We start from the raw sequence: 10,527 nt of genomic DNA on the forward strand, positions 1-10,527 counted from the left end.
CATATGGATTTAGGGACTCAGAATACTTTTTTCTGAAAATCAAGGCGGCCTTCCCCGGAAAGCCGCGATGAACCAAAGATAAGGCATTATGGCACGGCGCCGCGTCTCGGGGCAGGGGCGCCGTTGGCGCTGCGACACAGGTCGCGGCACGGGGCCATGTCTTTGCACTAAAAAGGCCCCCGCCGTGAGGAGGGGGCCTGAAGGACGTCCGGGGCGGCGGTGGCGATCAGTGCTCACGCTGATCCCCCGCCGGCTTCTATGGAGGTCAGGCGAAGATCAGGGTGGAGATGCCAAGCCCCGCAAAGAGGATGGCGCAGGCAATGCGGATCCCCTTGAGGGGGAGCTTGTCGGCCCCGAGCTTGCCGAGCAGCACCACGGGCACGTTGGCCAGCATCATGCCGAGGGTGGTACCGGTGATCACCTGGATCAGGGAGTCGTACTTGGCTGCCAGCAGCACGGTGGCTATCTGGGTCTTGTCACCGATCTCGGCGATGAAGAAGAGCACGAAGGTGGCCATGAAGGGGCCGTACTTGTCCAGGGAACTCTCTTCATCGTCCATCTTGTCCGGCACCAGGATCCAGGCGGCCATGGCGATGAAGGCGCCAGCGACCAGCCAGGTCATCACCTTGGGATCCATCCAGCGACTGATGAATTCCCCTATCCAGGCGGCCCCTGCGTGGTTGAGCAGGGTGGCAGCCAGCATGCCGGCGATGATGGGCCAGGGTTTGCGAAAACGACAGATGAGCAACAGGGCCAGCAGCTGTGTCTTGTCGCCGATCTCGGCGATGGCAACGCTGATGGTTGAGGTTAACAAGGCTTCCATAAAAATGACCGGGGGACGGAATTGTTATAAACCAGAGACAAGCTTGCACCATCCGTCCCCGGTTTTGGCACTGGCCCGTCAAAGGTCTTGTCAAATCCGGCATTGCCCGGATCACCCTGACCATGGTGAGTTGGCACCAAGTATGTTGATCAGGATCGCGCACGAAACGGGTCCGTGGCGAGACTACTCCCCCTCGATGGGAGCGGGCATTCTAGGGAAAAACCCCCGGTGAGGCAAGGCGCGGGATGGGGAATTATCCCCCCACCAGCTTGACCTGAAAGCCGGCCTTCTCCAGTTCGGCCTTGATAAGGTCCCGTTTGTCCCCCTGGATCTCGATGATCCCCTCCTTGAGACCGCCGCCGGTACCGCACTTCTTCTTGAGCAGGGTGGCGAGGGCCTTCTGCTGGTCGGCGGGAACGCCGTGGATGCTGATGACCCCGGCCCCCTTGCGTCCCTTGGTCTCGCGGCGGATGCGCACGACCCCGTCGGCGGGGAAGGGGGAGGCGTGCTGGGTAGGGGCGGATTCCTTGATCATGCCGCCGTCCGTGCTGTAGACCAGGCGGCTGTTGTTGTCGTGACTCATGGCAATACTTTGTCGGTTAGCTAAGCGGAGTTTGATTTTACGCAAATAAATGTTGAGGGCACAGCTTATAATCCCCCCATTAAAAGCGAATTATTCTTGTTTAACTTCAGGAGCCCGTCATGGTACTCACAGAGCTGTCGCCGGGACAGAGCGCTCGCATCACGCACATGAACCACCTTGGCCGCGCCTTGCGGCGCAAGCTGATGGTGATGGGGCTGCTGCCCCAGACCGAGATCCTCTATCTGCGGGCCGCCCCCCTGGGGGACCCGCTCCAGATCCAGTGCCAGGGCATCTGCCTCTCCATGCAGCGGAGTCTGGCCCAGCAAATCGAGGTGGAGCCGGTATGAGCTACAACCTGGTCACAGTGGGCAATCCCAATAGCGGCAAGACCTCCCTGTTCAACGCCCTGACCGGCTCCCGCCAGCAGGTGGGGAACTGGAGCGGGGTCACCGTCGACAAGAAGATGGGGGCCTTTGCTGCCCGCGGGCAGGAATACACCCTGGTGGACCTGCCCGGCATCTATGCCCTGGCCAACCAGGAGGCGAGCCTGGACGAGCAGATCGCCAGTCGCTTCGTCCAGCGCCAGCAGCCGGATCTGCTGCTCAACGTCATCGATGCCGCCAACCTGGAGCGCTCCCTCTACCTCACCCTGCAACTGCGGGAGCTGGGGCTGCCCATGGTGGTGGTGCTCAACAAGATGGATCTGCTGCAAAAGCGGCGCATCACCATCGACGAGGCCTTGCTCGCCAAGGCGCTGGGGTGCCCCGTGGTGTCGCTCTCGGCCCACAATCGCCAGCAGGTGGCGGCTTTCAAAGAGGGGATCCACCAGTTTATCGGTCAGTCCCAGCCCGCCCTGGTGCTCGACTACGGTCAGCCCCTCGAGGGGGACATCGCCGAGCTGGAGACCCTGCTCGCCCCCCATCATCTGCATCGCCGTGGCCGCGCCCTGCGCCTGCTGGAGGAAGACATCGCCATGCAGGAGACCCTGGCGGCGGGGCAGCAGGCGGCGGCCGACAACGTGGTGAGCCGCGCCCACCACGTCCAGGACATCGACCTGCAACTCGCTGATTTGCGCTACGGCCATATCCACCACTGGTGCCAGCAGGCGTGCCGCCATCAGGACAAGCTCACCGTCGCCCAGAGCGAACGGCTGGACAGGGTGCTGCTCAACCGCTGGGTGGGCATCCCCTTCTTCCTGCTGGTGATGTACCTGATGTTCATGTTCGCCATCAAGGTGGGTAGCGCCTTCATCGATTTCTTCGACATCCTCGGGGGGGCCCTCTTCGTGGACGGGGTGCACCACCTGCTGGGGCTGATGAATGCCCCCGACTGGCTGGGAGCCGTGCTCGCGGACGGCGTGGGTGCCGGTTTGCAGACGGTGGCGACCTTCATCCCCGTGGTGGGCTGTCTCTTTCTCTTCCTCGCGGTGCTGGAGAGCTCCGGCTATCTGGCCCGTGCCGCCTTCGTGGTGGATGCCCTGATGCGTCGCCTCGGCCTGCCCGGCAAGGCCTTCGTCCCCATGCTGATGGGCTTTGGCTGCACCGTGCCCGCGGTGATGGCAACCCGGACCCTGGGGTCGGAGCGCGAGCGGCTGATGACCTCGGCCATGGCGCCCTTCATGTCCTGCGGTGCCCGTCTGCCGGTCTACGCCCTGTTCGCGGTGGCCTTCTTCCCCGAGTCGGGGCAGAACCTGGTGTTCGGTCTCTATCTGTTCGGCATCCTGGTGGCGGTGCTCACCGGCCTCTTCCTGCGCAGCACCCTGCTGCCGGGCAAGAGCGACTCCATGGTGATGGAGATGCCCGATTACGAGTGGCCCCGTCCGGTGGACGTGGGGCTGCGCACCTGGCAGAAACTCAAGGGCTTCATCTTCGGCGCGGGCAAGACCATCGTCCTGATGGTGGCGGTGCTGAGCGTGCTCAACTCCCTCGGCACCGACGGCAGCTTCGGCAACCAGGATCAGGAGAACTCGGTGCTGAGCAAGCTGAGCCAGTCCATGACCCCGGTGCTGCATCCCATAGGCGTGCGGGACGACAACTGGCAGGCCACGGTGGGCATCCTCACCGGCATCTTTGCCAAGGAGGCGGTGGTCGCTACCCTCAACAGCCTCTACGCTGGCGGCGCCGGTGATGAGGAGGAGAGTGAATACTCCCTGCTGGGCAGCCTGAAAGCGGCGCTGGCCACCATTCCCGCCAACCTGGCGGACATCGACCCCGCCGATCCCATGGGGCTCAAGGTAGGGGATCTGGAGGACAAGCAGGCGGCAGCCGAGGCCCAGGAGGTGGATACCTCCACCTACGGCAATATGCAGACCCACTTCGACGGCGTGGCCGGGGCCTTTGCCTACCTGCTGTTCGTGCTGCTCTACATGCCCTGCGCTGCCGCCATGGGGGCCCTGGTACGAGAGACCGGTCGCCAGTGGGCCCTGTTCACCGCCGCCTGGTGCAACTACGTCGCCTTCCTGTGCGCCACCCTCTTCTATCAACTGGCGACCTTCGATGCCCACCCGGCGCAGAGCCTGGTCTGGAGCCTGAGCTATCTGCTCTCCCTGGTGCTGCTCTGGTGGCTGGGGCGTCGTCACGGCGACATCGTCGCCCGCAAGGTGGTGACCCTGTGAAGGGGCTCATGGTCAGGGGCGAGTGCGCCGAGAGGGGGGTATCCTGTGATCCTGCGTGAACTGGGGGACTATCTGGCCCTGCACAAGAAGGTGAGCCGGCGGGCGCTGGCCCGCCACTTCCACACCTCCGAGGATGCGGTAGAGGCCATGCTCGGAGTCTGGATGCGCAAGGGGCGCGTCGCCAAGCGGGAGAGCCGCCTGTGTGGCGGCTCCTGCTGCGGCAAGCACGAAGAGGTGACGTTCGAGTGGTGCGAGCCCGGCCAGATAGGGCTGGTCCAGAAGGGCTGACGCCTGCTCATATGCAAAAGGGAACCCGAGGGTTCCCTTTTTCGTGGCCGCCGGGCCCGGTCTTAGAAGAGGTCACCCTCGTCCTTGGTGGGCTCCAGGCTCCAGCCGCTCGCCGCCGCGCTGTTGCCAATCTGGCCCTTCTCCCGCCAGAGTTTGATCTTGAGGCGCAGGTTGTTCTGGGAGTCCGCGTTCTTCACTGCCTCCTCCTCGTCGATCACCCCCTCGACCACCAGATCGAACAGGGTACTGTCGAAGGTCACCATGCCAAGGGCCCTGGATTTTTCCATGATCTCCTTGAGGCCGCCAAACTCGCCGCGCTTGATGAGATCGCGCACCGTGTGGGTTCCGAGCATCACCTCCACCGCCGCCCGGCGCCCGCCGTCCGTGGTCTTCACCAGCCGCTGGGAGACAAAGGCCTTGAGGTTGTTGCCAAGGTCGTTGAGCAGCTGGGGTCTGCGCTCTTCCGGGAAGAAGTTGATGATGCGATCCAGCGCCTGGTTGGCGTTGTTGGCGTGCAGGGTGGAGATGGCCAGATGCCCGGTCTCCGAGAAGGCGAGGGCATGCTCCATGGTCTCCCGATCGCGGATTTCACCGATGAGGATGACGTCCGGCGCCTGGCGCAGGGTGTTCTTCAGGGCCGCATGGAAGCTGCGGGTATCCACCCCCACCTCCCGCTGGTTGATGATGCTCTTCTGGTGGCGATGGACGAACTCCACCGGATCCTCGATGGTGATGATGTGGCCGCCGCTGTTGCGGTTGCGATGATCGATGAGGGCCGCGAGCGATGTGGATTTGCCGGACCCCGTGCCGCCGACGAAGAGCACCAGACCCCGCTTCTCCATGATGGTGTCGAGGAGCACCGGAGGGAGTTTGAGATCCTCGAAGCGGGGGATCTCGGTCTTGATGTTGCGCGCCACCAGGGAAACTTCATTGCGCTGCTTGAAGATGTTGACCCGAAAACGGCCTATCTGGGGCAGGGAGATGGCGAGGTTCATCTCCAGCTCTTTCTCGAACTGCTGTTTCTGCTCGAGATCCATGATGTCGTAGGCGATGCGGGCCACCTCGCCCGGCCCCAGGGGCTCTTGGGTGAGGGGGCGCAAGGCGCCGTTGAACTTGGCGCAGGGGGGGGCGCCGGTGGAGAGATAGAGATCGGAACCGTCCTGTTTGGCCAAGATCTGCAGCATGTCTCTCAATTCCATGAGGGGCCTCGTCGCTCAAAGGGCTGGGGGATGATGAATGGCTTGAGTGTACAGCCTCAGGCGCCGGTCAGTTTTTCGCGGAACACAAAAAAGACCGCGCCCAGGATGCACAGACCCGCCCAGAGGTAGTCCCACTTCAGGTCTTCTTTCAGATAGAAGATGGAGAAGGGAACGAACACGGTGAGGGTGATCACCTCCTGCAGGATCTTGAGCTGGCCGACGGAGAGCACGGTGTGGCCGATGCGGTTGGCGGGCACCTGCAACAGGTATTCGAACAGGGCTATCCCCCAGCTCACCAGGGCGGCGATGATCCAGGGTTTGTGATTCATGCTCTTGAGATGGGCGTACCAGGCAAACGTCATGAAGACGTTGCTGCAGATGAGCAGGCCGATACTGGTCATGATGGGGTTCATTAGGTTCTCCTTTTAAATCAATGCATTTTATCTCGACTCCATGGGTTTTCATAAGTGGTGCTTGAGGGTATTTTTAGCTCACAAGGATGTAACAAAAGAAGGCGAAAGCTGGATGGGCAAGACAAGCTGGGGTGCGCTTTGTCTGTTGTTTGCCTGCTGGGCGCAAGGTGCGCCGACCCTGACGGTGGCCACCGATGTCTGGCCGCCGTTTCGCATGCTGGCAGAGAACGACGACTTCCAGGGGCTGGATATCGACATTCTGCGCCAGTTGCAGGCACGCAGCGGCATTGTGCTCACCCTCAAACGGGTGCCCTGGGGACGGGCACTCAAACAGATGCAGACCGGTCAGGTGGATCTGATGATAGGGCTGGCTCACACCGAGGAGCGGGCCGCCTTCATCGACTACCTGCAGCCGTCCTATTACCAGTGCCGGCCTGCCTTCTATGGCAAGCCCGCCGCCGTGGCCGGTCTCAGGCGCTACGAGGATCTGCGAGGCCGCGAGATAGGCTATGTGCTCAACTCCGCCTACTTCCCCCCCTTCGATGGCGACACCCAGCTCGACAAGCACGGGGTCCCCACCGAAGACCAGTTGCAGCGCATGGTGGAGCGGGGCCACCTGCCCCTGATGATAGGGACCGACTGCCAGGTGGATTACGCCCTGAGCCAGCGCAACGACGCCGGCCTCGTCAAGGCGCCCTTCCAGCCCCCCAACCCGGTGGTGCTCTACCTCGGGATGAGCAAGCACTCACCCCACCATGAGCTGGGCCCCAAGCTGGCGCAGGCGTTGCTAGCCATGGTGGAGAGCGGCGAGATAGCGGCGCTGGCCAAGCCCTACCAGCCTTGACCTTGGGTGGTAACGCGCTGTTATCATGCAGCTTTCCTGCCTGCCCCCCGGCGGGCCTCGCTTCTTGGGGATCCCGTGTATCTCGCTCTCATCCGTCGCCAGCAGCGCTGGCAGCGCCGCTGGCTGCTCCTGCTGTCGCTGCTGACCCTGGCCCTGTTCCTGCTCTCCCTCGCCCTCGGGGAGTTCGTACTGCTGCCTTGGCAGCCGCTGGGGGATCTGGAGCTGCGCATCCTGCTGGAGCTGCGCCTGCCGCGCGCCCTGCTGGCTCTGCTGGCGGGGGCCTCCCTTGCCTGCGGCGGTGCCGTGCTCCAGGTGATGCTGCACAACCCGGTGGCGGAACCCGGCCTGCTCGGCGTCTCGAGCGGCGCGGGGTTGGCCGCCATGGTGGCGATGGCGGTGGCCAAGGGGCTCGGGCTCTATCTGCCGGGCTGGGGGCTGTCGCTGGCGGCCTTTGGCGGCGCCCTGGTGGTGACCATGCTGCTCATCCGTCTCGCACGCCGGGCACGGCTCGGCCATGGGCGGCTGCTGCTGTTCGGAGTCGCCATCGGCATCCTCACCAATGCGGCCATGACCTGGCTGATGTATTTCGCCGACGACGGCGCCTTGCGGGAATTCATGTTCTGGATGATGGGCAGCCTCGCCTACGGCAGCCAGCAGCTCGCCTGGTGGTGGCTGGTGCTGCCCCTCACCCTCGGCTGGCTCTGCTGGCAGGGGCGGGCACTGCAACAACTGCTGCTTGGGGAGACCCAGGCCCGCCTTATGGGGTTGAACGTGGACAGCATGCGGGTACGCCTGGTGCTGGCGGTCTGCCTGCTGACCGGGGTGGCGGTCTCCCTGTGCGGCGTCATCGGCTTCGTCGGCCTGGTAGTGCCTCACCTGCTGCGCCTGTGCGGTGGCAGCGATCAGCGCTTTCTGCTGCCCGCCTCGGCGCTGGGGGGCGGCGCCCTGCTGCTCGGGGCCGATCTGGTGGCCCGCTCGGCGCTGCACGCCGGTGAACTGCCCATCGGGGTCATCACCGCCTCGGTGGGCGCCCCGCTCTTTATCTATCTGCTGCTGAGGCAAGATGCCGATGTGTCCCGCTGATCCCGCCCCCTGGCGGCTGGAGGCCCGTGCCCTGGCCATCCCCCATCGCCTCGCCCCCCTGGATCTCGCCTGGCCCGGTGGTCAGCTGGTGGCCCTGCTCGGCCCCAATGGCAGTGGCAAGTCCTCCCTGCTCGGGGCCCTGGCGGGCCTGCTGCCCGCCGATGGCGCCGTCTTGCTGGGAGGAGAGGCCATCACGACCCTGAGCTGGCCCGAGCTTGCAACGCGGCGCGCCATGCTGCCCCAGCGCCAGCCCCAGCTGTTCCACATCCCGGTGTTCCAGGTGCTGAGCCTGGGGCTGGAGGAGGGGGCCCCCGATGCCCAGGCGCAGGCGGTGGCGGATGTGTGCGACGCCCTGGAACTGGCGCCCCTGCTTGCACGGGACTTCAGCCGATTGTCCGGGGGGGAGCAGCAGCGGGTGCTGATCGCCCGCACCCTGCTGCAACTGTGGCCAAGCCTCAATCCGACCGGGCGGGTGCTGCTGCTGGATGAACCCCTGGCGGGGCTGGATCTGCATCACCAGATGGCGCTGCTGCGGCTGCTCAAGCAACTGGCCGCGCAGGGATTGCTGGTGGTGGTGGCCATCCACGACATCAATCTGGCCATCGACTGGGCGGATCGCGTGCTCTGCCTGCAACAGGGCCGCGTGGTGGGGGAAGGGGACGTCGGGATCATCGACGAGGCGCTGCTGGAGCGGGTGTTCCAGATCCGCACCGATCGCATCGAGGCGGCCGGCCGCATCTGGTTTATGCCGAGCCTGTGAGGCGGGCTCCCCCCTCATCCCCAGCCCTTCTCCCATTCTTTTGAAACAAGTGGGAGAAGGGAGCCGCTCTGTCGACTACGGATACAGCATTGAAAACCTGCAGAGGCTGAGTGAAGCCAAGGGGGCGATTGAATCACCGTGGACATGAAAAGAGCTAGGCATCCGTGATGCCTGGCTCTTTTGGTAGAGAGAGCGTTGAGTGGTTGCTCAGGCTTTCTGCTTGTCCAGCCGCACCTGGGCGGCTTCTGCCAGCATGGCCAGCAGGGTTTCGGTGTCACTCCACGACAGACAGGCATCGGTGATGCTCTGGCCGAAGGTGGCGGCACAGCCGTTCTCCACGTCCTGACGCCCTTCCACTAGGAAGCTCTCGGCCATGATGCCGGCGATGCCGGTGCGGCCACGGCGCAGTTGATCGCAGATATCCTGGGCCACCAGCAGTTGGCGGCGGTGATCCTTCATGCTGTTGCCGTGGCTGAAGTCCACCACCAGACGCTCCGGCAGGCCCACCTGGGCCAGAGCCTCGCACGCCTCGTCGATGCTGGCGGTGTCGTAGTTGGGACGGTGGCCGCCGCGCAGGATCACGTGGCCGTAGGGGTTGCCGGCGGTGCGGTAGATGGTCATCTTGCCGTCCTTGTCCGGGGAGTAGAAAATGTGGCTGTGACGGGCGGCGCGCACCGCATCGATGGCGATGCGGGTGTTGCCGTCGGTGCCGTTCTTGAACCCCACCGGGCAGGAGAGGGCGGAGGCCATCTCCCGGTGAACCTGGGACTCGGTGGTGCGCGCCCCGATGGCGCCCCAGGTGATGAGATCGCTGATGTACTGGCCGGTCACCATGTCGAGGAACTCGGTGGCGGTGGGCATGCCGGTCTCGTTGATGTCCACCAGCAGCTTGCGGGCCAGTTTCAGCCCTTCATTGACGTCGAAACTGCCGTCCAGGCGCGGATCATTGATGAGCCCCTTCCAGCCGACGATGGTGCGCGGCTTTTCGAAGTAGGTGCGCATCACGATGCACAGGCTCTTTTTGTACTCTTCACGCAGGGTGTTCAGACGCAGAGCGTATTCGTGGGCGGCGGCGGGATCGTGGATGGAGCAGGGGCCGACGATGACCAGCAGGCGCTGATCTTCACCGGACAGAATGGCTTCCACTTGGCGGCGGGCATCCAGCAGGTTCTGGGCGATGGTGTCGGTTAACGGGAAGGCGTGCGCCAGCTCGCTGGGGGTGATCAGGGCCTCCAGGCGACGGGTGCGCAATTCATCGGTGTGAATGGACATACGACTCAATTCTCGAGTGGATAAGGTGGGCGGGATGCCAAAATGCAAGGGAATAAAATAAAGCAAAAGTCACCCGATGGAAACCTTGGGCGGCTCTGATAGGATGTGAACCCAAAAGCCATTTCAAATGAGGTAGTTATCGTGGCAAAGCCAGGCGCGACCGGGATCACCCGCATCATCAACGCAACCGGTTACAGCATGAAAGGTCTCAAATCGGCCTGGGTCAACGAGGCCGCCTTCCGTCAGGAGCTGCTGCTCATCCTGCTGCTGATGCCGCTGGCATTCTGGATAGGTGACTCCCTCAACGAGATCCTGCTGCTCGTCTGCATCAGCTGGCTGGTGGTGATCGTCGAGGTACTCAACTCCGCCGTGGAGGCGGTGGTGGATCGCATCGGCTCCGAGCATCACGAACTCTCGGGCCGCGCCAAGGATCTGGGCTCCGCCGCCGTCTTCATCGCTCTGGCCCTCAATGCCCTGGTGTGGGGCGCCCTGGTGGGCCGCAACCTGCTGGGCTGGTGGTAGGTTACGAGAGCAACCTTTCTCCTGACATAAAAAAGCCCGTCGTCACGACGCAATGCTGATCAGTTAAGGATCCATTGACCGATCCTTCTGCTGTAGGACAATCCGGAACCAATCACTGGTTCCGGA

Annotated in this window: 12 protein-coding genes; 7 read left to right on the plus strand and 5 right to left on the minus strand. The window is 63.7% G+C overall.

Annotated features, from left to right (window positions below; all coding sequences use genetic code 11):
• Positions 1–265: 265 nt before the first annotated feature.
• Together OKB81_RS17005 and OKB81_RS17010 are read right to left on the minus strand one after the other, a co-directional pair.
• Positions 266–823 carry a TMEM165/GDT1 family protein gene (locus OKB81_RS17005; protein ID WP_010675206.1) on the minus strand — a complete coding sequence of 186 codons (558 nt, stop codon included), beginning with the start codon at positions 821–823 and terminating at the stop codon, positions 266–268.
• A gap of 253 nt (positions 824–1,076) precedes the next feature.
• Positions 1,077–1,406: a translation initiation factor gene (locus tag OKB81_RS17010; RefSeq protein ID WP_162624635.1), complete on the minus strand. Its 330-nt coding sequence runs from the start codon at positions 1,404–1,406 to the stop codon at positions 1,077–1,079.
• Positions 1,407–1,525: 119 nt separating this feature from the next.
• Here OKB81_RS17010 and OKB81_RS17015 point away from each other — a divergent pair, with 119 nt between their 5' ends.
• Genes OKB81_RS17015 through OKB81_RS17025 form a run of 3 tightly spaced genes read left to right on the plus strand, consistent with a single transcriptional unit; the run spans position 1,526 to position 4,308 of the window.
• Positions 1,526–1,753, plus strand: coding sequence for a FeoA family protein (locus tag OKB81_RS17015; RefSeq protein WP_010675204.1), 228 nt, complete (start codon positions 1,526–1,528; stop codon positions 1,751–1,753).
• A complete protein-coding gene (gene feoB / locus OKB81_RS17020) occupies positions 1,750–4,020 on the plus strand; it encodes a Fe(2+) transporter permease subunit FeoB (RefSeq protein WP_104453103.1) in 2,271 nt (756 codons plus the stop codon). Before OKB81_RS17015 ends, feoB begins: the two co-directional genes overlap by 4 nt.
• 45 nt (positions 4,021–4,065) lie before the next feature.
• Positions 4,066–4,308, plus strand: coding sequence for a FeoC-like transcriptional regulator (locus OKB81_RS17025; RefSeq protein ID WP_039041210.1), 243 nt, complete (start codon positions 4,066–4,068; stop codon positions 4,306–4,308).
• A 62-nt stretch (positions 4,309–4,370) separates the two neighbouring features.
• Here the strand turns inward: OKB81_RS17025 and tapW are convergent, their stop codons facing one another.
• Positions 4,371–5,507, minus strand: a complete 1,137-nt coding sequence (gene tapW, locus OKB81_RS17030; RefSeq protein WP_029314740.1) for a type IVa pilus ATPase TapW — start codon at positions 5,505–5,507, stop codon at positions 4,371–4,373.
• Between the two features lie 56 nt (positions 5,508–5,563).
• Positions 5,564–5,920, minus strand: coding sequence for a DMT family protein (locus tag OKB81_RS17035; RefSeq protein ID WP_010675200.1), 357 nt, complete (start codon positions 5,918–5,920; stop codon positions 5,564–5,566).
• 112 nt (positions 5,921–6,032) lie between these two features.
• Here OKB81_RS17035 and OKB81_RS17040 point away from each other — a divergent pair, with 112 nt between their 5' ends.
• From OKB81_RS17040 to OKB81_RS17050, 3 genes are all read left to right on the plus strand, one after another.
• Positions 6,033–6,764 (plus strand): substrate-binding periplasmic protein, encoded by a 732-nt coding sequence (locus tag OKB81_RS17040; RefSeq protein ID WP_160837467.1) that lies wholly within the window; start codon positions 6,033–6,035, stop codon positions 6,762–6,764.
• Between the two features lie 75 nt (positions 6,765–6,839).
• Positions 6,840–7,847, plus strand: a complete 1,008-nt coding sequence (gene btuC, locus OKB81_RS17045) for a vitamin B12 ABC transporter permease BtuC (RefSeq protein ID WP_039041213.1) — start codon at positions 6,840–6,842, stop codon at positions 7,845–7,847.
• The gene (locus OKB81_RS17050; RefSeq protein ID WP_113977414.1) at positions 7,834–8,607 is read left to right on the plus strand and encodes an ATP-binding cassette domain-containing protein; all 774 of its coding nucleotides are present in this window, start codon (positions 7,834–7,836) and stop codon (positions 8,605–8,607) included. Before btuC ends, OKB81_RS17050 begins: the two co-directional genes overlap by 14 nt.
• A gap of 207 nt (positions 8,608–8,814) precedes the next feature.
• Here the strand turns inward: OKB81_RS17050 and OKB81_RS17055 are convergent, their stop codons facing one another.
• Positions 8,815–9,879 (minus strand): 3-deoxy-7-phosphoheptulonate synthase, encoded by a 1,065-nt coding sequence (locus OKB81_RS17055; protein ID WP_113977416.1) that lies wholly within the window; start codon positions 9,877–9,879, stop codon positions 8,815–8,817.
• 141 nt (positions 9,880–10,020) lie between these two features.
• On the opposite strand from OKB81_RS17055, the gene OKB81_RS17060 reads away from it, so the two are divergent.
• Complete coding sequence (locus OKB81_RS17060) at positions 10,021–10,401, plus strand: diacylglycerol kinase (protein WP_052816484.1); 381 nt, start codon at positions 10,021–10,023, stop codon at positions 10,399–10,401.
• Positions 10,402–10,527 lie beyond the last annotated feature (126 nt).

Origin of the sequence: Aeromonas sp. QDB56 (genome assembly GCF_027705505.1) — a bacterium.
In the GTDB taxonomy this organism is placed as follows: Bacteria; Pseudomonadota; Gammaproteobacteria; order Enterobacterales; family Aeromonadaceae; genus Aeromonas; species Aeromonas caviae.

Bases quoted from the DNA above. Each gene is read 5' to 3' on its own strand.
- OKB81_RS17005 (WP_010675206.1), bottom strand. From the start codon at position 823: ATGGAAGCCTTGTTAACCTCAACCATCAGCGTTGCCATCGCCGAGATC.
- OKB81_RS17010 (WP_162624635.1), bottom strand. From the start codon at position 1,406: ATGAGTCACGACAACAACAGCCGCCTGGTCTACAGCACGGACGGCGGC.
- OKB81_RS17015 (WP_010675204.1), top strand. From the start codon at position 1,526: ATGGTACTCACAGAGCTGTCGCCGGGACAGAGCGCTCGCATCACGCAC.
- feoB (WP_104453103.1), top strand. From the start codon at position 1,750: ATGAGCTACAACCTGGTCACAGTGGGCAATCCCAATAGCGGCAAGACC.
- tapW (WP_029314740.1), bottom strand. From the start codon at position 5,507: ATGGAATTGAGAGACATGCTGCAGATCTTGGCCAAACAGGACGGTTCC.
- OKB81_RS17035 (WP_010675200.1), bottom strand. From the start codon at position 5,920: ATGAACCCCATCATGACCAGTATCGGCCTGCTCATCTGCAGCAACGTC.
- OKB81_RS17040 (WP_160837467.1), top strand. From the start codon at position 6,033: ATGGGCAAGACAAGCTGGGGTGCGCTTTGTCTGTTGTTTGCCTGCTGG.
- OKB81_RS17050 (WP_113977414.1), top strand. From the start codon at position 7,834: ATGTGTCCCGCTGATCCCGCCCCCTGGCGGCTGGAGGCCCGTGCCCTG.
- OKB81_RS17055 (WP_113977416.1), bottom strand. From the start codon at position 9,879: ATGTCCATTCACACCGATGAATTGCGCACCCGTCGCCTGGAGGCCCTG.